We start from the raw sequence: 22,573 nt of genomic DNA on the forward strand, positions 1-22,573 counted from the left end.
TGGTTCAGGCCGCGATGGAGGGCGCGCCGAGCATGCGCGAGATGCGCGCCGCCGCCCCCTTCACCCGCGGGATGAGGTCGGCCACCCGCGCCGCGCCCATGCGGTCCTTCGGCGCGGAGACGGCCAGCGCCGCGGTGGGGCGGCCGGTGTGGTCGGTGATGGGCGCGGCGACGCAGCGCAGCCCGGGCACCAGCTCCTCCTCGTCCAGCGCGTGGCCCTGCTGGCGCACCTGGTGCAGCGCCTCGCGCAGCGCGGCGGGCGTGGCGAGGGTGGCGGGGGTGAAGCGCTCCATGCCGGTGGCGGCCAGCATCGCCTCCACCTCGGCGTCCGGCAGGTAGGCCAGCAGCGCCTTGCCCATGGCCGAGGCATGCACCGGCGAGCGCTTGCCGACGGCGGAGTGCATCCGCACCGCGTGCGTGCCCTCGACGATCTGCACCGTCACCGCCGCGTTGTCGTGCAGAATGCCGACATGGACGGTCTCGCCGGTGGCCTCGGCCAGGTCCTGCAAGGGGGGCAGGGCCTGCCAGCGCAGCTGCTCGCGCCGCATCGCCGCCGCGCCCAGGGCGTGGAAGCGCAGCCCCAGCGCGTAGTGGCCGGCGGCGTCCTTGGACAGCCAGCCCGCCTGCTCCAGTGTGTGCAGCACGCGGAACACCGTGGCCTTGTTCTGGCCCAGGTGCTGCGACAGCTCGGCCAGGCCCCATTCCGGGCGGCGGGTGAAGCAGTCCAGCACCTCCAGCCCCCGCGACAGCGAGGCGAGGTGGTAAGGGTCCTTGGCGTCCTCGGCCATCGGAAATCCTGAAACGCGTTTCGCCATCATATACGCTTGACGCGCGGAGCGCAAAGCGGGTTCGCTGTGCGTCAACCAGGGAGAAACGGATCATGTTGCGATGGATCGCCGCCGCCTGCGCCGCGTGGCTGGGTTGGGCGGGCGCCGCCCCAGCACAGGGGCAGGCGCAGGACTTCCCCAGCCGCCCCATCACCATGCTGGTGGTCTTCGCGCCCGGCGGCGCCACCGACGTGCTGGCGCGCATCGTCGCCGACCACATGTCCCGCACGCTCAACCAGCGCGTGGTGGTGGAGAACGTGTCCGGCGCCGGCGGCACCATCGGCGGGGCGCGCGGGGCGCAGGCCGCGCCCGACGGCTACACCCTCACCGTCGGCTCGCTCGGCAGCCATTCGGCGGCGCCTTCCATCTACCGCTCCATCCAGTACGACCCGCGGGAGCTGCAGCCCATCGGCCTGATCGCCGGCACGCCGCTGTACTTCGTGGTGCGCAACGGCCACCCGGCGCAGGACATGCGGCAGTTCCTGGCCATGGCGCGGGAGGCGCCGGGGCGCATCTCCAACGGCCATGCCGGCATCGGCTCCACCAACCACCTCGCCTGCGCGCTGTTCGCGCACATCACCGGGGTGGAGATGAACAACATCCCCTATCGCGGCGAAGGCCCGGCGATGAACGACGTGGTGGCCGGGCAGCTGGACAGCGCCTGCCTGCTGGCGCCGGCCGCCGTGCCGCAGATCCAGTCCGGCACCATGCGCGGCCTGCTGATCGCCGCCACCGAGCGCAGCGCCGGCGCGCCCGCCGTGCCCTCGGCGCCCGAGGCCGGGGTGGCGGACTACATCTTCCAGGGCTGGAACGCCGTCTTCGCCCCGCGCGGCACGCCCGAGGCGGTGGTGCAGCGGCTGGATGGGGCCCTGCGCGCCGCCCTGACGGACCCCGCCATCCGCGCGCGCATCGAATCCCTGGGCTCGGTGCCCGCCACCCCGGCCGCCATGGGGCCGGAGGCGCTGCGCAACCTGGTGCGGACGGAGGTGGAGCGCTGGGCGGTGGTGGTGCGCGCCGCGCGGATTTCCGAACCTTAGATCATGATCCGCAAGCGCGGATCATGATCCAGCCTTTGCTGAGGACGATTCACCGCCTTGATGATCCCATCAAGGCGGATCGTGCTCTGCTCCGTGGACCAAGCCCCTGGAAGGGCGATGCGCCGCGCTGACGTCACCGTCGCCGCGAAGCGCGTCCTAACCCGCCTGCTCCAGCAGGGCCTCGGCGGCGGCGCGGGCGGCGGGGGTCACGCGCTCGCCGGCCAGCATGCGGGCGATCTCCTCGCGCCGCTCGCCCTCGTCCAGCGGCACCACGCGGGTTTCCGCCGCGCCGCCCTTCACCGCCTTGGCCACGCGCAGGTGCTGCGCCCCGCGCGCCGCCACCTGCGGCGAGTGCGTCACCACCAGCACCTGCAGGCGCTCGGCGACCCGCTGCAGGCGCTCGCCCACCGCGGCGGCAGTGGCGCCGCCGATGCCGGCGTCCACCTCGTCGAACACCAGGGTGGGCACCGGCGAGCCGCGGGCCAGCACCACCTTCAGCGCCAGCATCAGCCGCGACAGCTCGCCGCCCGAGGCGATCTTCATCAGCTGCCCCGGCGCCTGTCCGGGATTGGTGGAAACCAGCATGGTCACGCGGTCCTGCCCGTCCGGTCCCCAGGCGGCTTCCTCGCGCGGGGCGACCTCGATCACCACGCGGGCGCGGTCCAGCTTCAGCGGCGGCAGCTCCTGCGCCAGCGCCCGCTCCAGCTTGGCCGCTGCGGCGCGCCGCGCCTCGCTCAGCTTGCCGGCGGCGGCGGCGTAGGCGGCGCGCGCCTCGCGCCGCGCGGCCTCCAGCGCCGCCACCCGGCCGGTGCCGGCGTCCAGCGCCGCCAGCCGCGCCTTGAGCGACTCCAACAGGGCGGGCAGCTCCACCACCGGCACGCCGTGCTTGCGCGCGGCGGCGCGCAGGCCGAACAGCCGGTCCTCCAGCACCTCCAGCCGGCGGGGGTCGGGCTGGGCGTCGTTGGCCAGGCGCTCGATGTGCTGCTCGGCCTCGGCCAGGGCGTCCATCGCGGCGGCCAGGGCGGCCAGGGCCGGCTGGGCGGAATCGCCGCCGCCCGGCAGGCGCTCCAGCGCGCGCGAGGCGTTGCGCAGCGCCGCCGCCGGGTGGGTGGAGCGGCGGTCGCGGGGTGTCAGCTCGCCCAGGGCGGCGGCGATGGCCTCCGTGCGGCGCTCGCCCTGCTGGAGCTGCGTGCGCTCCTGCGAGAGGCGGTCCTCCTCGCCATCCTCCGGCGCCAGCTCGCCCAGCTCGCCCACGGCGTGGCGCAGCCATTCCTCGTCGCGCAGGGCGGCGGCCACCGCTTCCTCGGCCTCGCGCAGCGCCGCCTCGGCGCCCTTCCAGGCGCGGTGGGCGGCGGCGACCTGGCCGCGCTGCGCCTCCAGCCCGCCGAAGGCGTCGAGCAGGGCGCCGTGGGTGGCGGGGTCGGCCAGGCCGACCTGGTCGTGCTGGCCCTGCACCTCCACCAGGGTGGCGCCCAGGCGGCGCAGCAGCGCCACCCCCACCGGCTGGTCGTTCACGAAGGCGCGGGAGCGGCCGTCGGCGGACACCACGCGGCGCAGCACGACGGCGTCCTCCGCCTCCATGCCCTGCTCGGCCAGCAGGGCGTGGGCGGGGTGGCCGGCGGGGGGCTGGAACACGGCGGCGACGCTGGCCTGCCCCTGGCCGGCGCGCACCAGACCGGCCTCCGCCCGCATGCCCAGCGCCAGGCCCAGGCTGTCCAGCAGGATGGACTTGCCGGCGCCGGTCTCGCCGGTCAGCACGGAAAGGCCGGGGCCGAAGGAGAGGTCGAGCCGCTCGATCAGCACCACGTCGCGGATGGCGAGCGAGAGGAGCATCGCCTCAGAAGATGGTGCCCCAGGCCCGCCGCAACAGCCCCGGCCGGTCCACCTCGGCGCGCTGCGCGCCGGGGGTCAGCAGGGCGAAGCTGTCCTGGTACCAGGGCGAGCCGGGGAAGTTGTGCCCCAGCACGGAGGCGGTGCGCCGCGCCTCCTCCGTCAGCCCCAGCGCGGTGTAGATCTCCGTCAGCCGGTGCAGCGCCTCGGGCACGTGGTTGGTGGTCTGGTAGTCCTCCACCACCCGGCGGAAGCGGCCGATGGCGGCGTTGAGGATGCCCTGGCGCTGGTAGAAGCGGCCGATGTTCATCTCCTTGCCCGCCAGGTGGTCGCGCGCCAAGTCGATCTTGAGGCGGGCGTCGCGGGCATAGGCGGTGTCGGGATAGCGGTTGGCCACGTCCTGCAGCGCGCCGAGCGCGAGCTCGGTGCCGCGCTGGTCGCGCTGGCTGTCGGCGATCTGCTCGTAGTGGCTCAGCGCCCGCAGGTAGTAGGCGTAGGCGATGTCGCGGTGGTTCGGGTGCAGCTGGATGAAGCGGTCCAGCCCGCCGATGGCCTCGGTGTAGCGGTTGCGCATGTACTCGCCATAGGCGCCCATCAGCTTGGCGTTGGTGCTCCAGGTGCTGAACGGGTGCTCGCGCTCCAGCGTGTCGAAGATCTCGACGGCGGCGGGGTAGCGGCGCTGCTGCAGCGCCTCGATGCCCGCGGCGTACATGCCTTCGGGCGAGCGGTCCTGGATGGCGGCGGCAGGCGAGGAGGAGCCGAGCAGCGAGTTCATCCGCCCGTCCCACTGGGTAAGGCCGCCGCAGGCGGCGAGCGGGACGAGCAGGAGCAGCGCCAGGAGCGGGCGGGGGCGGGCGGTCATGGCCGGGTGCATACCACAGGAGCGCGGGGGCGGGAGGGGGAGGCCCCCGGCTTATGCCGCCACGCGCTCCGGCATGGTGGCCAGGGCCGGGAAAGGCGCGGGGCTGGCGAAGCGCCAGGCCGCGCGGTCGGCCAGCAGGGCGCGCAGCAGCTGGTTGTTCAGCGCGTGGCCCGAGCGGTGGCCGGAGAAGCGGCCATGGATGGGGTGCCCGGCCAGCGCCAGGTCGCCCACCACGTCCAGCAGCTTGTGGCGCACGAACTCGTCCGGGCGGCGCAGCCCGCCGGGGTTCAGCACCAGCGGGCCGTCCACCACCACCGCGTTGTGCAGCCCGCCGCCCTGGGCCAGCCCGGCGGCGCGCAGGGCCGAGACCTCCTCCGCCAGGGTGAAGGTGCGGGCGTTGGCCAGCTCCTCGCGGAAGCTCTCGGCCGTCACGCGCAGGCTGTGCGCCTGGGCGCCGATGGCGGTGCCGGCGAACTCGATGGACAGGGAGGCGTCCAGGAAGGGCTCGGGGTTGGGGGCCAGCTCGGCCCAGGCGCCGTGGGCGTCCTGCACCCGCACCGGGCGCAGCACCTCGATGGCGCGGCGCGGGCCGGTGCCGTCCACCGTGCCGGCGCAGGAGAGCAGGAACAGGAAGGGCTCGGCCGAGCCGTCCAGGATGGGCACTTCCGGCCCGTCCAGCTCCAGCAGCGCGTCGTCGATGGACAGGGCGGCCAGGGCGGCCATCACGTGCTCCACCGTGCCCACGCGGGCGTCGGCGCGGCCGGGCAGGCCCAGCGCCGTGCACAGCCGGGTGTCCACCACGTGGTCGTGCCGGGCGGGGATGGTGACGCCGATGTCAGTGCGGTGGAAGGCGATGCCCGCGCCCGGCTGGCCGGGGCGCAGCGTGAGGGTGATGGCCGCCCCGCTGTGCAGGCCCACGCCGCGGCAGGCGATGCTGCCGGCAAGGCGCCGGCGCCGGCCGAGCGGAAGCTGTGCGAAACCATCCATGCTGTGAAGCATCCCCTGTGAAGGTGGGCGGCAGCCCCCCAGCGCCTGTCCCACGAACGTCACTTAGGGGCTGTGGATGGGTGGTGCCAGTCAAGCCTTGTTTCGCGATGTTTCGCTTCAGTGCCTTGATTCTGCTGCATTTTTCGCGGGCCTGAAACGCGGCGCGGCCGCCCCGTCGCCGGGGCGGCCGCGCCTAGTCCCGCGGGACGACCGGTCAGTTCGACTGGCGGCGCAGGAAGGTGGGGATGTCCAGCCCGTTCTCGTCCGGCTGCGCCCCGCGGGGGGCGGCGGCCAGGCCGGGCTCGGCGCGCGGGGCGGCCGGGGCGGGGGCGGCGGGCTCGCGCTTCATGGTCGCCAGCCCGGTGACCTGGCCGAACAGGCGGCGCAGCCCGCCGCCGGCCGGGGCGGGGGCGGGCTCGGGCGCGCGCGGGGCCGGGGCCTCGGCCACCAGCGGCGGCGGGGCCACCGGCACCGGCTGCGGCAAGGGCTGGGCGTCCTCGGCGTAGGGCAGGGGCTGGGCCACCGGCTGCGCCACCGGCGCGGCCTGGCGCAGCATGCCGGCCATGCCGGGCTGCGCGGCCGGGCGGCGCGCCGGCGGCGGCACCACCGCGGCGGCGCGCGGAGCCGGCGCGGCGGCGTTGGCCACCGCCAGCCGCGGCCCGGCGGCGGGCTGCGCCGCGGCCGGCACCTCCACGTCGATGCCGGTGGCGACGACGGAGACGCGCACGCGCCCGTTCATCATCTCGTCGAAGGAGGAGCCGAAGATGATGTTGGCTTCCTCGTCCACCTCGCGGCGGATGCGCATGGCGGCCTCGTCCACCTCGAACAGGGTCATGTCCAGGCCGCCGGTGATGTTGATCAGCACGCCCTTGGCGCCGCGCATGGAGGTGTCCTCCAGCAGCGGGTTGCTGATCGCGGCCTCGGCCGCCTTCACCGCGCGGTCCTCGCCCTCGGCCTCGCCGGTGCCCATCATGGCCTTGCCCATCTCGGCCATCACGGTGCGGATGTCGGCGAAGTCCAGGTTGATCTGGCCCGGCGCCACCATCAGGTCGGTCACGCCGCGCACGCCCATGTAGAGGACGTTGTCGGCCATCTTGAAGGCCTCGGCGAAGGTGGTGCGCTCGTTGGCCATGCGGAACAGGTTCTGGTTCGGCACGATGATGAGCGTGTCCACGAAGGACTGCAGCTCCTCGATGCCGGCATCCGCCGCGCGCTTGCGCTTCGGCCCCTCGAAGTCGAAGGGCTTGGTGACGACGCCGACGGTGAGGATGCCGCGCTCGCGCGCCATGCGGGCGATGACCGGGGCCGCGCCGGTGCCGGTGCCGCCGCCCATGCCGGCGGTGACGAACACCATGTGGCAGCCTTCCAGGTGGCGGGCCAGCTCGTCGGTGGCTTCCTCCGCCGCGGCGCGGCCGATCTCGGGCTTGGCGCCGGCGCCCAGGCCCTGCGTCAGGTGCGGGCCCAGCTGCACGCGGCGCTGCGCGCGGCTGTTCACCAGCGCCTGGGCGTCCGTGTTGGCGACGATGAACTCCACGCCGTCCAGCCCCAGCGCGATCATGTTGTTGACCGCGTTGGTGCCGCCGCCGCCGACGCCGATCACGGCGATGCGCGGCGAGAAATCGGTGTGCTGCGTCACCGGCAGCGTCAGGTTCAACGTCATGGCCACTCTCTCCTCGCCCCCAGGATAGAGAGCGCGAGGATTCGCGTCTCCCCCGTCATCTGCCCCATGCCTTCACATGCGCTCCTTCACCCAGCGCATGAGCCTGCCCATCCACCCATCGCGCAGCGGCGGCGCCGGCGCAAGGTCCAGCAATGGGCGGCCTTCGCCGGCCGCCCAGGCCAGCAGCCCCACCGCCCCGGCGAAGCCTGGCCCGGCCGCCGTCTCGGGCAGGCCGCGCACCAGGCGCGGTCGGCCCAGCCGCACCGTCACCTCACGCCCCAGGATGCGCGCCGCCAGCTCCCGCACGCCGATCAGCTGGGAGGCGCCGCCGGTCAGCACCACCCGCCGCCGCAGCTCCGCCGGCAGGCCCGAGCCGTCCAGGCGGTCGCGCAGCAGCTCGAAGGTCTCCTCCAGCCGGGGGCGGATGATGCGCACCACCATCTCGCGCGGGATGCGCGCGATCTGGTCGTCCTCCTCGCCCACCTGCGGCACCGCCAGCATCTCCACCCGGTCCTCGCCCGCCTCCAGCACCGAGCCGTGCATGGTCTTGACCCGCTCGGCATGGGCGATGGGGGTGGACAGCAGGCGCGCCAGGTCGTTGGTCACCTGCCAGCCGCCCACGGGAATCTGCGCCGTGTGGGCCAGCTGCCCCTCGACGAAGCAGGCCAGGGAGGTGGCGCCGGCGCCCATCTCGATGGCCACCGCACCCATCTGCATCTCGTCCTCCACCAGCGTCGCCAGGCCGGCGGCGAAGGGGGCGCTGACCAGCTCGTCGGCCTCCAGCTCGCAGCGATGCAGGGTGTGGCCCAGGTTGGACAGGGCGTGGGTGGCGGCGTCCACCACGTGCAGCCGGGCGGACAGGTTGTCGCACACCATGCCGCGCGGGTCCTCCACGCCGCCGGTGGCGTCCACCCCGAAGCTCAGCGGGAAGGCGTGCACGCTTTCCCGCCCGTCGGCGGCGGTGCGGCGCACGCCTTCGGCCAGGATGGCGCGCAGGTCGGCCTCCGTCACCGCCCGCCCGCCGACGTGCCACAGGATGTTGCGCACCCGGCTCTCGGGCTGGCCGCAGGCCAGGGTGACGATGGCGCCTTCCAGCAGGTGGTCGGCCATCTGCTCGGCGCTGGCCACCGCGGCGCGGATGCACTGCTCGGCCGCCTCCATGTCCACGATGGAGCCCGCCTTCACCCCGCGCGACTTCTGCCAGCCGAAGCCCAGCGCGCGCGGCACGCCGTCGCCCTCGATGCGCGCGATCAGGCAGACCACCTTGGAGGAGCCGATGTCGAGCACGCCGAAGGGGCCGGAGCGCGCGCCGCCGTGCCGGCGCGGCCGGGCCGGCAAGTCCTGCGCGGGGGCGTGGTGGCGCGTCAGCTCGTTCATCCCCGCGGGTTCCTCGTCGGCGTGGCGGTGGGGGCGGGGGCGGGCGCGGCGCTGGCCTGCAGGCGCACCACCAAGCGGTCGGGCAGGCGCATGTCCACCGCGGCCAGCGGGCGGTCCAGCAGCTTGTCGCGCGCGTGCAGCTCGGCCAGGCGGGCCACGGCGGCGGGCTCGTGCCCCTCGGGCAGCATCACGTCGGCGCCGTTCACCAGGCGCAGGTTCCACCGCCGCTCCGACACGCGGACGATGGCCTGCACGCGCTCGGCGATGTCGGGCACGGTGCGCAGCAGGTCCACCATCGCCGCCGCCTCGCGCTCGGCGCCCTGGCCGACCACCAGGGGCAGCGGGCCGAAGGCGTCCAGGCGCTCCGTCGCCATCACCCGGCCCTCGCGGTCGATCACGGCGAAGCGGCCGTCGCGCTGCCAGATGGCGAAGGCGCGGCGCTCCTTGATGCGGACCAGCACGGTGCCGTCCAGCCGGCGCTCCACATGCGCCTCGTCCACCCAGGCGATCTCCTCCAGGCGCTGGCGGGCGGCGTGGGGGTCGAAGTCCAGCACCGCGTCGCCCGGCAGGGTGCCGATGGCGGCCAGCAGCGCCTCGCGCGGGGTGAACTCGCGGCCCTCGATGCGGATCTCCTGGATGCGCAGCCCGGGGCCGCGGCCCAGCGCGGCCAGGTGGTTGGCGGCGTCGCGCAGCCGCGCCGCCGGGTCCAGCGCCAGCACGCCCAGCGCCAGCGCCGCCACCCCGCCCAGCGCCAGCGTGGCGAGGCCCGCCCCGCGCAGCCAGGAGCGCCGCCGCTTCAGCCACAGCCCGAGGCGCGAGGGCCGCTGCGGCGCCCGCGAGGCGGCGGCGAGGCGGGGGCGGGGCTCACGTGCCATGGCGCGCCTGCTCCACGATCCAGCGGCACAGCTGGGGGAAGGGGATGCCGGCATGCGCCGCCTGCTCCGGCAGCAGGGAGGTGGGCGTCATGCCGGGCTGGGTGTTCACCTCCAGCAGCACCAGCCGCCCGGGCTCGCCCCCGGTGTCGTCGTAGCGGAAGTCGGCGCGCGAGACGCCGCGGCAGCCCAGCGCCCGGTGCGCCTCCAGCGCCACGCGCATCGCCTCCTGCGCCGCGGCCGGATGGATGGGCGCAGGCAGCAGGTGGCGGGAGCCGCCATCGGCGTACTTCGCCTCGTAGTCGTAGAACACGTTGCCGGTGCTGATCTCCGTCACCGCCAGCGCGCGGTCGCCCAGCACGGCCACCGTCAGCTCGCGGCCCGGCACGAAGGCCTCGGCCATGATGCGCCGGCCGAACCGCCAGCCGCGCGCCACCTCGGCGCGGCGGTTGTCGCCCTCGCGCAGGATGGTGACGCCCACGCTCGACCCCTCGTCCACCGGCTTCACCACGTAGGGGCGGGGCAGCGGGTCGGCGGCCTCCAGCTCCTCCGGGCTCACCACCCGGCCCTCGGCCACCGGCAGGCCGTGCGCGGCGAACACCGCCTTGGCCGCGCCCTTGTCCATCGCCACCGCGGAGGCGCGCACGCCGGAATGCGTGTAGGGCAGGCCCATCCAGTCCAGCACGCCCTGGATGCAGCCATCCTCGCCGAAGCGGCCGTGCAGGGCGTTGAACACTGCGTCCGGCCGCGCCGCGCGCAGGGCGGCGATGGTGGCCGACAGGTCCTCCGTCACCTCGATGGGCGCCACGGCGTAGCCCGCCTGCGCCAGCGCGCCCGCCACCTGCCGGCCGGAGGAGAGCGACACCTCGCGCTCGGCCGAGATGCCGCCGAAGAGGACTGCGACGCAGGTCATGCCGGCACCCCGATGCGCTTGATTTCCCATTGCAGCTCCACGCCGCTTTGCGCCCGCACCCGCGCGCGCAGCTCCTCGCCCAGCGCTTCCAGCTCGGCCGCCGTGGCGCCGCCGGTGTTGAGCAGGAAGTTGGCGTGCTGCTCGCTCACCTGCGCGCCGCCACGGCGCAGGCCGCGCCCGCCGGCGGCGTCCACCAGCGCCCAGGCCTTGTGGCCCTCGGGGTTGCGGAAGGTGCTGCCGCCGGTGCGGGCGCGCACCGGCTGCGTCGCCTCGCGCGCCGCGCGGATTTCGGCCATGCGCGCGGCGATGGCCGCAGGCTCGCCCGGCGTGGCGCGGAAGCGCGCGCGCAGCACCACGCCGCCCTCGGGCAGCGCGGCGTGGCGGTAGGCGAAGCCCAGCTCCGCCGCCGCCAGCCGCCGCACGCCCGCGCGCGTCGCGACCTCGGCCCAGTCCAGGCAGTCCTTCACCTCGCGGCCATAGGCGCCGGCGTTCATCGCCACCGCGCCGCCCACGGTGCCGGGGATGCCTGACAGGAACTCCAGCCCCGCCAGCCCGGCGGCGGCGGCGTGCTGGGCCAGGGTGGCGTCCAGCGCCGCGGCGCCGGCCACGAAGCCCTCGCCGTCGCGCGCGATGGCGCCGAAGGGGCGCGCCGGCAGCCGCAGCACCACGCCGGGCACCCCGCCGTCGCGCACGATGAGGTTGGACGCCGCGCCGATGACGGCGACGGGCGTGGCCGGGTCCAGCGCGCGCAGCAGCGCCACCAGGTCCTCGTCGTCGGCTGGGCGCACCAGCCATTCCGCCGGGCCGCCGACCCGGAACCAGGTGAAGGGCGCCAGCGGCGCCTGCGCCTCGGCGCGGCCGCGCAGGGCGGGCAGCGCGTGCGGGCCGGGGGCGCGCACCTCCATCACGCCCGCTTCAGCGGGCCGAGCCGCCCGGACTGCGCCTGCAGCGCCGCCAGCTGCTCCGGCAGGGCGTGCGCCCAGGCGGTGATGTTGCCCGCGCCCAGGCAGACCACGAAGTCGCCCGGCCGGGCGATGGCGTTCACCATCTCCGGCAGGGCCGCGGGCTCGGGCAGCGGCACCACCGAGCGGTGGCCGCGGGCGCGCAGCCCCTCCACCAGCGCCTCCTTGTCGCGCCCCTCCACCGGCGCCTCGCCGGCGGCGTAGACGTCGGCCACGATGACGGTGCCGGCGTCGTTCATGCAGGTGCAGAACTCCCCGAACAGCTGGTCGAGGCGGGAGTAGCGGTGCGGCTGCACCACGGCGATGACGTCGCGCGCCCCGGCCTGGCGGGCCGCTTTCAGCACGGCGGCGATTTCCACCGGGTGGTGGCCGTAGTCGTCGATGACGGCGATGCCGCCGACCTCGCCCACCCGGGTGAAGCGGCGCTTGACGCCCTTGAAGCCGGCCAGCGCGGTGCGGATGACGTCCTCCGGCACCTCCATCTCCACCCCCACGGCGATGGCGGCCAGGGCGTTCTGCACGTTGTGGCTGCCCAGCATGGGCAGGCGGAACGGCTTCATGCGCCGGGCGCGGCCGGTGCCGCGGTCGGTCACCACCACCTCGAAGGTGGCGCCGGCGCGGTCGGTCAGCAGCTTCTCGGCCCGCACGTCCGCCTGGGGGGAGAAGCCGTAGGTGACCAGGCGGCGGTCCAGGCGGGGGATCATCGCCTGCACGCCCGGATGGTCCATGCACAGCACGGCGAAGCCGTAGAAGGGGATGTTGCCGACGAACTGCGCGTAGCCCTCGCGCATCGCCTCCTCCGTGCCCCAGTGGTCCAGGTGCTCGGCGTCCATGTTGGTGACGACGGCCACGGTGGCGGGCAGGCGCAGGAAGGAGCCGTCGCTCTCATCCGCCTCCACCACCATCCACTCGCCGGTGCCCATGCGGGTGTTGCCGCCATAGGCGTTGACGATGCCGCCGTTGATCACGGTGGGGTCCAGCTTCGCCGCCTCCAGCACCGCCGCGATCAGGGAGGTGGTGGTGGTCTTGCCGTGGGTGCCGCCCACCGCGACGCCCCATTTCAGGCGCATCAGCTCCGCCAGCATCTCGGCGCGGCGGACCACCGGCAGCAGGCGTCGCCGGGCCTCCTGCACCTCCGGGTTGTCCTTCTTCACCGCGGTGGAGACGACGACGACCTGCGCCCCGCCCAGGTTGGCGGCGTCATGCCCGATGCTGACGGCGATGCCGCGCTCGCGCAGCCGGGCGACGTTGGCGCCCTCCGCGACGTCGCTGCCCTGCACCGAGTAGCCGAGGTTGTGCAGCACCTCCGCGATGCCCGACATGCCGATGCCGCCGATGCCGACGAAATGGATGGTGCCGATGGAGAGCGGGAGCGCGCGCATCAGCGGCCCTTTCCTTGCGCCGCGCCGCGGCGGGCGATGCCCACGAAATGGATGGTGCCGATGGAGAGCGGGAGCGCGCGCATCAGCGGCCCTTTCCTTGCGCCGCGCCGCGGCGGGCGATGCCGACGGGATGGATGGTGCCGGTGGAGGGGAGGGACGCGCGCATCAGGAAGCCTTCCGGCGAAGCAGGGACAGGACCAGGTCGGCGAGGTCGCGCGCCGCCTGGGGCCGGGCCAGGGATGCCGCAGCCCGGGCCGCCTCCGCAAGCCTGTCGGGCGAGGACAGCCAGGTGACCAGCAGGGCGGACAGGCTCTCGCCCGTCATCCGCGCCTGCGGCAGCACGGAGGCGGCGCCCGCGGCCTCCAGCGCCCGGGCGTTGGCGGCCTGGTGGTCGTCGATGGCGGAGGGCAGCGGCACCAGCACGGCGGGCCGCCCGGCGCAGGCCAGCTCGGCCAGGGTGGAGGCGCCGGCGCGGGCCAGCACCAGGTGGGCGGTGGCCAGCCGGCGCGGGATGTCGGTGAAGAAGGGCGACAGCTCCACCGGGATGCCGGTGCCGGCATAGGCCGCGCGCACGCGCTCCAGGTCCTCCGCCCGGCATTGCTGGGTGACGATGAGGCGCTGGCGCAGGGCGGGCGGCAGGGCGGTGACCGCCGCCGGCACCGCGTCGCCGAACACCCGCGCGCCCAGGCTGCCGCCGATGACCAGCAGGCGGATGGCGCCCTCGCGCGGGGCCTCGTAGGCGGCGCCGGCCAGGGCGGCCAGGGCCGGGCGCACCGGGTTGCCCACCGCATGCGCCCTGGTGCCGGCGGGCAGGCGCCCGGTCTCGGCGTAGGTCAGGGCCAGGGCGTCGGCGCGCGGGGCCAGCAGGCGGTTGGCGCGGCCCAGCACGGCGTTCTGCTCGTGCAGCACCAGCACCGGGCGCCCGGCGCCCAGGCTCAGCGCCGCCAGGGCCGGCGGGATGGCCGGGTAGCCGCCGAAGCCCACCACGGCGCGCGCACCGGTGCGCCGCAGCAGCCCGCGCGCCCGCCAGGTGCCGCGCCCCAGCGCCAGCGCGCCGCGCGCCGCCTTCAGCGCGCTGCGCCCGGCGATGCCGCTGCCTTCCAGCACGAAGCGCTCGGCCTGGGTGAAGGCCGGGCTGTCGAAGGCGGCCGATCGCGCATCGGTGAACAGGGCGATGCGCTCGCCGCGCGCCAGCAGCTCGGCGGCCAGCGCCTCGGCGGGGAACAGGTGGCCCCCGGTGCCGCCGGCGGCGATGGCGATCATGCCTCGGCGCTTTCCGCCCGGCCCTGCATGCGCCGCCGCGTCAGCGCCAGCAGGAAGCCCATGCCCAGCGCCAGCGCGATGACGGAGGATCCGCCGTAGCTCACGAAGGGCAGCGTCATCCCCTTGGTGGGGATCAGGTGCAGGGAGGAGGCCATGTTGATGAAGGATTGCAGGCCGAACTGCGTCAGCAGCCCGGCGGCGGCCAGGGCGACGAAGCTGTCGCGCTCGCCCAGCAGGCGCAGCAGGCCGCGGATCACCACGAAGGCGAAGATGCCCAGGATGAGCAGGCAGGCGACCAGGCCGAACTCCTCCGCCGCCACGGGGAAGACGAAGTCGGCATGGGCGTCGGGCAGCACGTCCTTCACCCGGCCCTCGCCGGGGCCGCGGCCCAGCAGCCCGCCATTGCCGAAGGCTTCCAGCGACATCCGCACCTGGAAGTTGTCGCCCCCGCCCTCGGGGTCCAGGAAGCGCTGGATGCGCGAGCGCACGTGGCCGTGCAGCATGTAGGCCAGCGCGAAGGCGCCCACCCCCACGCCGCCCAGCAGCGCCACCCAGAACAGGTTGATGCCCGACACGAACACCTGCGCGACGAACACCGCGCCGATCACGGCCAGCATGCCGATGTCGGGCTGCTTCTTCAGCAGCAGCGCCACCACGCCGATCAGCGCGAAGGCGATCAGCAGCCCGGGGAAGCGGGGCGTGCGCTTGCCCTCGGCCAGCAGCCAGCCGCACACCACCGCCAAGCAGGGCTTCAGGAACTCGCTGGGCTGCAGCGACATGCCGGGCAGGGAGATCCAGCGCCGCGCGCCCTTGATCTCCGTGCCCGCCACCAGGGTCAGCGCCGTCAGCGCCAGCGCCCCCAGCGCGCCGAGGATGGCCAGCCGCAGCGTCCAGCGCGGCGACAGCAGCGACACGCACACCATCACCACCACCGCGAGGGAGGAGTAGAGCACCTGCCGCGCCAGGAACATGTGGCGGGTGGAGGCGCCGATGCGGTCGGCCACGGCGGGCGAGGCCGAGAGCATCATCACGTAGCCGATGGCCACCAGCGCCAGCAGCGCGCCGAGGGTCCAGCGGTCCACGCTCCACCACCAGCGGCCGAGGACGGAGGTGTCGTTGCGCGAGACGGCCATCAGGCATCCTCCTCCTGCGCCAGGCGGCGGAACAGGTCGCCGCGGGCGTCGAAGCCGGTGAACTGGTCCCAGGACGCCGCGGCGGGCGAGAGCAGCACCACGTCGCCCGGCGCCGCCAGGGCGCGCGCGCGCCGCACCGCGTTCTCCAGCGTGCCCGCGACCTCGTGCGCCACGCCGTGCGCCGCCAGGGTGGCGGCGAAGGCCGGGCCGTCGCGGCCCACCAGCAGCGCGTGCGCCACCCGGCCGAACAGCGGCGCCAGCGGGGCGATGCCCCCCTCCTTGCCGGTGCCGCCGGCGATCCACACCACGCGGGGGTAGGAGGCCAGCGCCTTCTCGGCGCTGTCGGCGTTGGTGGCCTTGCTGTCGTTCACCCACAGCACGCCGCCGCGCTCGGCCACGCGCTCCTGCCGGTGCGGCAGGCCGGGATAGGTTTCCAGCAGGGGCGCCAGCGCGTCGCGCCCCACCCCCAGCGCCAGGGCCATGGCGGCGGCGGCGGCGGCGTTCTGCGCGTTGTGCGCGCCCGGCAGGGTGGGGCAGCGCGACAGGTCGGCCAGCGGGCCGGCGGCGTCGCGCAGCAGCGCACCTTCCCACCACACCCCGCCGGGGCCCAGCGGCACCACCCGGCCCTCCGGCCGGAGCGAGCGCGTCCAGCCGTCATCCTGGCCCAGCACGGCCACGCCGGCGCCGCGCAGGATGCGCGCCTTGGCCCGCAGGTAGCCCGCCATGTCCCCGTGCCGGTCCAGGTGGTCGGGCGAGAGGTTCAGCATCGCCGCCACGTCGAAGGTGCAGGCGTCCAGGCGTTCCAGCGCGTAGGAGGACATCTCCAGCACGTAGGTGCCGCCATCGGGCAGGATGGGCATGTCCAGGGCGGCGGGGCCCAGGTTGCCTCCCTCGACCGCCTGCTGCCCGGCGCCGCGCAGCAGGTGGGCCAGCAGGGCGGTGGTGGTGCTCTTGCCGTTGGTGCCGGTGATGCCGGCGAAGCGCGCGCGCGAGCCGGCGGCGCGCACGGCGCGGAACAGGAACTCGATCTCGCTCAGCACCGGCGCGCCGGCCGCCAGCGCGGCGGCGGCGGCCGGGTGCGGCGCGGGCAGGCGGTGCGGGATGCCGGGCGAGAGCAGCAGCGCGTCGAAGGCCCAGGCCAGGGCGGGGTCGGCCACGCGCAGCCCGGCGGCCTCGGCCTCGGCGCGGCGCGCGGCGTCGTCGTCCCACGCCGTCACCGCCGCGCCCCATTCGCGCAGGCGGCGCGCGGCCGGCAGCCCGGCCTTGCCCAGCCCGACCACGGCGATGCGCCGGCCCGCGAAGGGCCCGCCGGGCGGCCGGCCCACGCCCCGCTCCGCTGCGTGACCGGGCGCCATCACCGGATCTTCAGCGTGGACAGGCCGACGAGGGCCAGCACCATGGCGATGATCCAGAAGCGGATGACGATGGTCGGCTCGGCCCAGCCCTTTTTCTCGAAGTGGTGGTGCAGCGGCGCCATCAGGAACACCCGCCGCCCGGTGCGCTTGAACCAGAACACCTGGATCATCACGCTCAGCGTCTCCACCACGAACAGCCCGCCGACGATGGCCAGCACCACCTCGTGCTTGGTGGCCACCGCCACCGCGCCCAGCGCCCCGCCCAGGGACAGGCTGCCGGTGTCGCCCATGAACACCGCCGCCGGCGGCGCGTTGAACCACAGGAAGCCCAGGCTGCTGCCGATCAGCGCCGAGCAGATGACGGCCAGCTCGCCCACGCCGGGCACGCCGTGCAGCTGCAGGTGGTCGGCGAAGATGCGGTTGCCCACCAGGTAGGCGATCAGCGCGAAGACGGCGGCGGCGATCATCACCGGCACAATGGCCAGCCCGTCCAGCCCGTCCGTCAGGTTCACCGCGTTGGAGGCGCCCATCATCACGAACATCGCCACCAGCGGGAACAGCACGCCGAAGGGGATCAGCAGCTCCTTGAACACCGGCAGGGCCAGGTTGCTTTCCAGCCCCGGCGGCATCAGCAGGCAGAACCACAGCGCCGCGCCGAGGCCGATCAGCCCCTGGCCCAGCAGCTTCTGCCGGCCCGACACCCCCTTGGTGTTGCGCTTGGTCACCTTCAGCCAGTCGTCCAGGAAGCCGATGGCGCCGTAGCCCAGCGTGACCATCATCACCGGCCAGACGAAGCCGTTGCGCAGGTCCGCCCACAGCAGGAAGGAGACGGACAGGCTGAACAGGATCAGCACCCCGCCCATGGTGGGCGTGCCCTTCTTGGTCAGCAGGTGGGATTGCGGCCCGTCCTCGCGGATGGGCTGGCCGGCGGGCTGGAAGGTGCGCAGCCAGCCGATCAGCCGGCGCCCGAAGAACAGCGTCAGCACCAGCGCCGTCATGCAGGCCGCGCCCGCGCGGAAGGTGATGTAGCGGGTGAGGTTGAACAGGATGAACTCGTCGGCCAGCGGGCCGAGCAGCAGCGGAATCATGGTGAAGCCTTCCCAGCGCCGTCGAGGGCCCGGACGATCTCCGCCATCCGCATGCCCAGCGACCCCTTGACCAGAACGGCGTCCCCGTCGCGCAGCGCCGCCGCCACCACGGGGGCCAGCGCCCCGGCGCTTTCCGCCCAGGCGCCGCGCCGCGCGGGGGGGATGGCATCGAACAGCCCGCGCATCAATGGGCCGCAGGCGAAGACCAGCCCGGCGGCGGCCGCCGTCTCGGGCGCCAGGGCCGCGTGCAGGGCCGGGCCGTGCCCGCCCAGCTCCCGCATGTCGCCCAGCACGGCGAGGCGGCGGCGGGCCGGCTGCGCCGCCAGCACCGCCAGCGCGGCGCGGATGGCGGTGTCGGAGGCGTTGTAGCTCTCGTCCAGCAGCAGGGCGGTGCCGCCATCGGGCGTGGCGATGCGCCGCATCTGCCCGCGCCCGGCGCCGGCGCCGAAGCCCGCCAGCGCCGCCGCCGCCGCCGCGGGGTCGCCCCCCGCGGCCTGGATGGCGGCCAGCGCCGCCAGGGCGTTCAGCGCCATGTGGCGGCCGGGCTGGCCCAGCGCCAGCTCCACCTGCCGGCCCGGCAGCGCCAGCAGGCTGCGGCTGCCGGCGTCGGTGCCGTGGAACTCCAGCAGCCGCGCCTCCGCGCCCGTCCCCTCGCCGAAGGGCAGCACCCGCGCGCCGTTGCCGCGCGCGATGGCGGCCATGCGGGCGAAATGCGCCGAATCGGCCGGCAGCACCGCCACCCCGCCGGGCTGCAGCCCCGCCGTGACGTCCGCCTTCTCCTCCGCGATGGCCTCCACGCTGCCCAGGTTGCCGACATGCGCGGTGCCGATGGCCGTCACCACCGCGACGTGCGGCCGCGCGAGGCGCGACAGCGGCGCGATCTCGCCCCGGTGGTTCATGCCGATCTCCACCGCCGCCCAGGCGGTGGCGGCGGGCATGCGCGCCAGGGTCAGCGGCACGCCCCAGTGGTTGTTGTAGGACGCCGCCGAGGCATGGGTGGCGCCCAGCCCGGCGCAGGCGCGGCGCAGCATCTCCTTGGTGGTGGTCTTGCCGACGCTGCCGGTCACCGCCAGCACCTGCCCGGCGCAGCGGGCGCGCCCGGCGGCGCCCAGCGCGCCCAGCGCGGCGAAGGTGTCGGGCACGCGCAGCACGGGGCCGGGCGGCACCTCGCGGTCCACCATGGCGGCGGCGCCGGCGGCGAAGGCCTGGGGCACGAAGTCGTGCCCGTCCCGCGCGTCGCGCAGCGCCACGAACAGGTCGCCCGGCTGAATCGTGCGGGTGTCGATGGACACGCCCCGCACCGCCAGCCCGTCGGCGCAGCGGCCGCCGGTGGCGGCGCGCAGCTCCTCCGCCGTCCACAGCGCGCTCATCCCACCAGCCCCCGCACCACGGAGGCGTCGTCGAAGGGCAGGGTCTCGCCGCCGATGGTCTGGCCCTGCTCGTGCCCCTTGCCGGCCACCGCCAGCACGTCGCCCGGGCCCAGCGCCCCCAGCGCGCGGGCGATGGCCGCCGCGCGCCCGCCCGCGTCCACCGCGCCCGGCGCGCCTTGGAGCACGGCGCGGCGGATGGCGGCGGGGTCCTCCGAGCGCGGGTTGTCGTCGGTGACCCAGACGCGGTCGGCGCCCGCCGCCGCGGCGGCGCCCATCAGCGGGCGCTTGCCGGGGTCGCGGTCGCCGCCGGCGCCGAACAGCACGTGCAGCCTGGCACCTGGCGCCACGTGGGGGCGCAGCGCCTCCAGCAGGCGCGACAGCGCGTCGGGGGTGTGGGCGTAGTCCACATAGGCGGCGGCGCCGTTGGGCAGGGTGGCGGCGAGCTCCATCCGCCCGCGCACCCCCACCAGGCGCGGCAGCAGCGCCCAGGGGTCGGGGACGCCCATCGCCCGCGCCAGCGCGGTGGCCACCAGGGCGTTGTCGGCCTGGAAGCGGCCGGGGATGGCGAGTTCGAGCGCCTGGCCGCGGAACGAGAAGGCCTGCCCGCCGGGCAGCGGCCGCCAGTCCCGCACCTTGACCACCTCGGTGTCCAGCCGCGCCGCCGCCGCGGCCTCCTGCGCCGCGCGCAGCGTCGGCGCGTCCAGCGCGGCGCTGAGCACGGCGAGCCCGCCCGGCCGCACCATGCCGCGGCGGAACAGCGCCAGCTTGGCCTCGCGGTAGGCATCCAGCGTGCCGTGGTAGTCCAGGTGGTCGCGGGTGAAGGAGGTGAAGCCGGCGGCCAGCAGCCGCACCGCGTCCAGCCGCCCCTGGTGCAGCCCGTGCGAGGACGCCTCCATCGCCAGGTGGGTGATGCCCGCGCCGTGCAGGCGCGACAGGATGCGGTGCAGCGCCACCGGGCCGGGCGTGGTCAGCGTCTCCTCCGGCGGCAGCCCGTCGGCCACCAGCCCCAGCGTGCCCAGCGAGGCGGCGCGATGGCCGGCCAGGGCGCAGATCTGGCGCACGAAATCCGCCGTGCTGGTCTTGCCGTTGGTGCCGGTGACGCCCACCGCCGCTTCGGGCTGGCCGGGGTGGAAGGCGGCGGCGGCGAAGGCCAGGGCGCGCTGCGGGTGCGGCGCCACCAGCACCGGCACGGGCCAGCCCGGCTCCGCATCCTCCGGCAGGGCGATGGCGGCGGCGCCGCGGGCGATGGCGTCGGCGACGAAGCGCCGGCCGTCGAGGCGGCTGCCGGGCAGGGCGAAGAACAGCGCGCCGGGCGCCACCTCCCGGCTGTCGGCGGTGATGGCCGTGACCTCCGTGGCGCCCGCGCCGGGCGGCACCGTCAGCCCGCAGCGCGCCAGCTCATCGAGGCGCACGGCCGCCCTCCGGCCCCAGGCCGTGCAGCACCAGCCGCGGCATGGCGATGGCGTCCTGCCCCGCGGGCGCGGCCTCGGTGCGGCGGATCGGCGCCGGGTCCGGCGCGAAGGCCGGGGTGGCCGGGCGCGGCGGCGGCTGCGTCTGCGCGCGCGGCTGCGGCGCGGCGGCCGGTGTGGCGCGGGCCGGGCGGCCGGGCTGCAGCGGCAGGGCGATGGAGGCCTGGATCTGCGGGATGCGCTCCGCCCCCTCGGGCACCAGGCCCAGGATGGGGGCGGTGCGCTCCAGGATGCGCCGCGCGGTGGGGGCGGCGACGACACCTGCGGTGGCGAAGGGGCCGAGGTCGGCGCGCGGCTTGGGCTCGTCCACCATGATGTAGAGGGCGTAGCGCGGCGCGTTCATCGGGAAGGCGCCGACGAAGGCCGAGATGCGCCGGTTCTCCATGTACTGGCCGCGCTCGTTGGTCTTCTGCGCGGTGCCGGTCTTGCCGCCGATGAAGTAGCCCGGGCTGTCGGCCCCGCGCGCGCTGCCCTCGGTGACGGCGACGCGCATCAGGCGGCGCATCTGCTCGCTCGTGCGCTCGCTGATGATGCGCGCGCCCTCGCGCTCGGTGCCCTCGGGCACGGACAGGATGGTGGGCTGGCGCAGGATGCCGCCATTGGCGATGGCAGCGGTGGCGTTGACCACGTGCAGCGGCGTGACGGAGATGCCGTGGCCGAAGCCGATGGTCATGGTGTTGAGGTCGCGCCAGTTCTGCCGCGACGGCACCAGCGGCACCGCGGCCTCCGGCAGCTCCACGCCAAGGCGCTGCAGGTTGCCGAAGCGGCCCATGAACTCGCGGTGGCGCTGCGGGCCCAGCGTCATCGCCATGTGCGCGGTGCCGAGGTTGGAGGAGTAGGCGATGATCTCGGGCACCGTCAGCCAGCGGTTCTTGCCGCGGAAGTCGTTGATCTCGTGCCGGCCGACGCGGATGGGGCGCGAGGCGTCGAAGCCCGAGTGCAGCTGCACCGTCCCCAGCTCCAGCGCCATGGCGGTGGTGAGCAGCTTGAAGGTGGAGCCCGGCTCGTAGACGCCCGTCACCGCGCGGTTGAAGCGCTGCTCGGGCGGCGAGGTGGCGAGGTCGGCGGCTGCGAAGTCGGGCAGGGAGACCATGCCCAGCACCTCGGCGGTGTGCACGTCCATCATGATGGCCGCGCCGCCGATGCCGCTGAAGCGCTCGATGGCCCAGGCCGCGGCCTCGCGCAGCTCGCGCTGGATGCGGATGTCGATGGACAGGCGCAGCGGGCGGCGGTCCACCCGCAGGCGCTCGTCGAACCACTTCTCCACCCCGGCGATGCCCTGGCCATCCACGTCCACCACGCCCAGCACGTGGGACGCGTCGCGGCCGCGCGGGTAGGTGCGGCGCTCCGCCACCTCGAAGTGCAGGCCCAGGATGCCCAGGTCGTTGATCGCCTGTTCCTGCCGGGGGGTGATGAAGCGGTCGATGTAGGCGAATTGCCGCGGCGGGGAGAGGCGCTGCACCAGCCGCTCGCGGTCCAGGTGGGGCAGGATGCGCACCAGCTGGTCGGCCACCCGCGCCGGGTCGTCGATCTGCGGCGGGCGGGCGTAGAGCGCGGTGCCGCGCACCGTCACCGCCAGGATCTCCCCGTTGCGGTCGGTGATCTCGGCGCGGCTGACCGGGGCCTCCACCGCCGCCGCGTGGCGCGGCGTGGTGGCGATGCGGCTGGAGGCGGGGTCCAGCACCGTGGCGTCGGTCAGCTTCAGCGCCACCGCCCCGAACAGCACGGCGAAGCCGGCGGCAGCCACCAGCAGCCGCCCGCGCAGCCGGGCGCGCATCACCGCCTCGGCCGGCGGGACGCGGACCAGGGCGCGGGAGGCGCTCTCGGCGGGGGGCGGGGCGGGGGGCAGCACCGGCTAGCGGAAGGGCACGGGCGGCGGCAGCGCCGCGCCCCCCAGCAGCGAGCCGCCCATCGGCGCCGGGGCGGTGGCCATGGCGGTGCGGATGGCGGGCTGCGGGATGGCGGAGTTGGGCGAGGCCGGCAGGTTGGAGATCGGCGGCTGCGGCGGGCGCGGCTGGTGGGCCGGCATGGCCACCGGCGGCAGGGCGGCGAATTCGGTCCGCCGCGGCGCCGGCCGCTCGGCCGGGCGGGCGGCCAGGGCGGAGGCCGGGCGCGGCGGCGAGGCGGCCGCGCAGCCGGGCTGGGCCCTCGGGCCCCGCCGCCCCCCGCCCCCGCACGACCGCCGCG

The 22,573-nt window shown here is 75.5% G+C and carries 18 protein-coding genes and 1 pseudogene; 1 reads left to right on the forward strand and 18 read right to left on the reverse strand.

Annotation, left to right across the window (positions count from 1 at the left end):
* Window positions 1-4 precede the first annotated feature (4 nt).
* Entirely contained in the window at window positions 5-787 is a 783-nt protein-coding gene (locus ACI6QG_RS17830; RefSeq protein ID WP_407025940.1) for an IclR family transcriptional regulator, read from the reverse strand.
* A gap of 92 nt (window positions 788-879) precedes the next feature.
* On the opposite strand from ACI6QG_RS17830, the gene ACI6QG_RS17835 reads away from it, so the two are divergent.
* Window positions 880-1,863 (forward strand): Bug family tripartite tricarboxylate transporter substrate binding protein, encoded by a 984-nt coding sequence (locus ACI6QG_RS17835; protein WP_407025941.1) that lies wholly within the window; start codon window positions 880-882, stop codon window positions 1,861-1,863.
* A gap of 156 nt (window positions 1,864-2,019) precedes the next feature.
* Here the strand turns inward: ACI6QG_RS17835 and recN are convergent, their stop codons facing one another.
* The 17 genes and pseudogenes from recN to ACI6QG_RS17920 form a co-directional block, all read right to left on the reverse strand.
* Complete coding sequence (gene recN / locus ACI6QG_RS17840) at window positions 2,020-3,696, reverse strand: DNA repair protein RecN (protein ID WP_407025942.1); 1,677 nt, start codon at window positions 3,694-3,696, stop codon at window positions 2,020-2,022.
* Between the two features lie 4 nt (window positions 3,697-3,700).
* The gene (locus tag ACI6QG_RS17845) at window positions 3,701-4,555 is read right to left on the reverse strand and encodes an outer membrane protein assembly factor BamD (RefSeq protein ID WP_407025943.1); all 855 of its coding nucleotides are present in this window, start codon (window positions 4,553-4,555) and stop codon (window positions 3,701-3,703) included.
* A 51-nt stretch (window positions 4,556-4,606) separates the two neighbouring features.
* The gene (gene lpxC / locus ACI6QG_RS17850) at window positions 4,607-5,542 is read right to left on the reverse strand and encodes a UDP-3-O-acyl-N-acetylglucosamine deacetylase (RefSeq protein ID WP_407025944.1); all 936 of its coding nucleotides are present in this window, start codon (window positions 5,540-5,542) and stop codon (window positions 4,607-4,609) included.
* A 214-nt stretch (window positions 5,543-5,756) separates the two neighbouring features.
* Entirely contained in the window at window positions 5,757-7,202 is a 1,446-nt protein-coding gene (gene ftsZ, locus ACI6QG_RS17855; protein ID WP_407025945.1) for a cell division protein FtsZ, read from the reverse strand.
* 72 nt (window positions 7,203-7,274) lie between these two features.
* Window positions 7,275-8,579, reverse strand: a complete 1,305-nt coding sequence (gene ftsA, locus ACI6QG_RS17860) for a cell division protein FtsA (RefSeq protein WP_407025946.1) — start codon at window positions 8,577-8,579, stop codon at window positions 7,275-7,277.
* The gene (locus ACI6QG_RS17865) at window positions 8,576-9,454 is read right to left on the reverse strand and encodes a cell division protein FtsQ/DivIB (RefSeq protein WP_407025947.1); all 879 of its coding nucleotides are present in this window, start codon (window positions 9,452-9,454) and stop codon (window positions 8,576-8,578) included. Before ACI6QG_RS17865 ends, ftsA begins: the two co-directional genes overlap by 4 nt.
* The gene (locus ACI6QG_RS17870; RefSeq protein WP_407025948.1) at window positions 9,444-10,364 is read right to left on the reverse strand and encodes a D-alanine--D-alanine ligase; all 921 of its coding nucleotides are present in this window, start codon (window positions 10,362-10,364) and stop codon (window positions 9,444-9,446) included. Before ACI6QG_RS17870 ends, ACI6QG_RS17865 begins: the two co-directional genes overlap by 11 nt.
* The gene (gene murB, locus ACI6QG_RS17875; RefSeq protein ID WP_407025949.1) at window positions 10,361-11,269 is read right to left on the reverse strand and encodes a UDP-N-acetylmuramate dehydrogenase; all 909 of its coding nucleotides are present in this window, start codon (window positions 11,267-11,269) and stop codon (window positions 10,361-10,363) included. Before murB ends, ACI6QG_RS17870 begins: the two co-directional genes overlap by 4 nt.
* Complete coding sequence (gene murC, locus ACI6QG_RS17880) at window positions 11,269-12,708, reverse strand: UDP-N-acetylmuramate--L-alanine ligase (RefSeq protein WP_407025950.1); 1,440 nt, start codon at window positions 12,706-12,708, stop codon at window positions 11,269-11,271. The genes murB and murC overlap by 1 nt, the downstream gene beginning before the upstream one ends.
* A gap of 165 nt (window positions 12,709-12,873) precedes the next feature.
* A complete protein-coding gene (gene murG, locus ACI6QG_RS17885) occupies window positions 12,874-13,971 on the reverse strand; it encodes an undecaprenyldiphospho-muramoylpentapeptide beta-N-acetylglucosaminyltransferase (RefSeq protein ID WP_407025951.1) in 1,098 nt (365 codons plus the stop codon).
* Complete coding sequence (locus tag ACI6QG_RS17890) at window positions 13,968-15,107, reverse strand: FtsW/RodA/SpoVE family cell cycle protein (protein ID WP_407025957.1); 1,140 nt, start codon at window positions 15,105-15,107, stop codon at window positions 13,968-13,970. Before ACI6QG_RS17890 ends, murG begins: the two co-directional genes overlap by 4 nt.
* A complete protein-coding gene (gene murD, locus ACI6QG_RS17895; RefSeq protein ID WP_407025952.1) occupies window positions 15,104-16,459 on the reverse strand; it encodes a UDP-N-acetylmuramoyl-L-alanine--D-glutamate ligase in 1,356 nt (451 codons plus the stop codon). Before murD ends, ACI6QG_RS17890 begins: the two co-directional genes overlap by 4 nt.
* Window positions 16,459-17,547 (reverse strand): phospho-N-acetylmuramoyl-pentapeptide-transferase, encoded by a 1,089-nt coding sequence (mraY, locus tag ACI6QG_RS17900; RefSeq protein ID WP_407025953.1) that lies wholly within the window; start codon window positions 17,545-17,547, stop codon window positions 16,459-16,461. The genes murD and mraY overlap by 1 nt, the downstream gene beginning before the upstream one ends.
* The gene (locus tag ACI6QG_RS17905) at window positions 17,544-18,917 is read right to left on the reverse strand and encodes a UDP-N-acetylmuramoyl-tripeptide--D-alanyl-D-alanine ligase (protein WP_407025954.1); all 1,374 of its coding nucleotides are present in this window, start codon (window positions 18,915-18,917) and stop codon (window positions 17,544-17,546) included. The genes mraY and ACI6QG_RS17905 overlap by 4 nt, the downstream gene beginning before the upstream one ends.
* Window positions 18,914-20,329, reverse strand: a complete 1,416-nt coding sequence (locus tag ACI6QG_RS17910; RefSeq protein ID WP_407025955.1) for a UDP-N-acetylmuramoyl-L-alanyl-D-glutamate--2,6-diaminopimelate ligase — start codon at window positions 20,327-20,329, stop codon at window positions 18,914-18,916. The genes ACI6QG_RS17905 and ACI6QG_RS17910 overlap by 4 nt, the downstream gene beginning before the upstream one ends.
* The gene (locus ACI6QG_RS17915; RefSeq protein ID WP_407025956.1) at window positions 20,316-22,238 is read right to left on the reverse strand and encodes a peptidoglycan D,D-transpeptidase FtsI family protein; all 1,923 of its coding nucleotides are present in this window, start codon (window positions 22,236-22,238) and stop codon (window positions 20,316-20,318) included. Before ACI6QG_RS17915 ends, ACI6QG_RS17910 begins: the two co-directional genes overlap by 14 nt.
* A gap of 3 nt (window positions 22,239-22,241) precedes the next feature.
* A pseudogene (locus ACI6QG_RS17920) lies at window positions 22,242-22,573 on the reverse strand (hypothetical protein); the annotation flags it as partial.

This window comes from Sabulicella flocculans (assembly GCF_045449635.1).
Taxonomy (GTDB): domain Bacteria; phylum Pseudomonadota; class Alphaproteobacteria; order Acetobacterales; family Acetobacteraceae; genus Roseococcus.

What these genes read in the sequence shown, in the direction of transcription:
- ACI6QG_RS17830 (WP_407025940.1), bottom strand. Translation starts at nt 787, where the DNA reads ATGGCCGAGGACGCCAAGGACCCTTACCACCTCGCCTCGCTGTCGCGG.
- ACI6QG_RS17835 (WP_407025941.1), top strand. Translation starts at nt 880, where the DNA reads ATGTTGCGATGGATCGCCGCCGCCTGCGCCGCGTGGCTGGGTTGGGCG.
- recN (WP_407025942.1), bottom strand. Translation starts at nt 3,696, where the DNA reads ATGCTCCTCTCGCTCGCCATCCGCGACGTGGTGCTGATCGAGCGGCTC.
- ACI6QG_RS17845 (WP_407025943.1), bottom strand. Translation starts at nt 4,555, where the DNA reads ATGACCGCCCGCCCCCGCCCGCTCCTGGCGCTGCTCCTGCTCGTCCCG.
- lpxC (WP_407025944.1), bottom strand. Translation starts at nt 5,542, where the DNA reads ATGGATGGTTTCGCACAGCTTCCGCTCGGCCGGCGCCGGCGCCTTGCC.
- ftsZ (WP_407025945.1), bottom strand. Translation starts at nt 7,202, where the DNA reads ATGACGTTGAACCTGACGCTGCCGGTGACGCAGCACACCGATTTCTCG.
- ftsA (WP_407025946.1), bottom strand. Translation starts at nt 8,579, where the DNA reads ATGAACGAGCTGACGCGCCACCACGCCCCCGCGCAGGACTTGCCGGCC.
- ACI6QG_RS17865 (WP_407025947.1), bottom strand. Translation starts at nt 9,454, where the DNA reads ATGGCACGTGAGCCCCGCCCCCGCCTCGCCGCCGCCTCGCGGGCGCCG.
- ACI6QG_RS17870 (WP_407025948.1), bottom strand. Translation starts at nt 10,364, where the DNA reads ATGACCTGCGTCGCAGTCCTCTTCGGCGGCATCTCGGCCGAGCGCGAG.
- murB (WP_407025949.1), bottom strand. Translation starts at nt 11,269, where the DNA reads ATGGAGGTGCGCGCCCCCGGCCCGCACGCGCTGCCCGCCCTGCGCGGC.
- murC (WP_407025950.1), bottom strand. Translation starts at nt 12,708, where the DNA reads ATGCGCGCGCTCCCGCTCTCCATCGGCACCATCCATTTCGTCGGCATC.
- murG (WP_407025951.1), bottom strand. Translation starts at nt 13,971, where the DNA reads ATGATCGCCATCGCCGCCGGCGGCACCGGGGGCCACCTGTTCCCCGCC.
- murD (WP_407025952.1), bottom strand. Translation starts at nt 16,459, where the DNA reads ATGGCGCCCGGTCACGCAGCGGAGCGGGGCGTGGGCCGGCCGCCCGGC.
- mraY (WP_407025953.1), bottom strand. Translation starts at nt 17,547, where the DNA reads ATGATTCCGCTGCTGCTCGGCCCGCTGGCCGACGAGTTCATCCTGTTC.
- ACI6QG_RS17905 (WP_407025954.1), bottom strand. Translation starts at nt 18,917, where the DNA reads ATGAGCGCGCTGTGGACGGCGGAGGAGCTGCGCGCCGCCACCGGCGGC.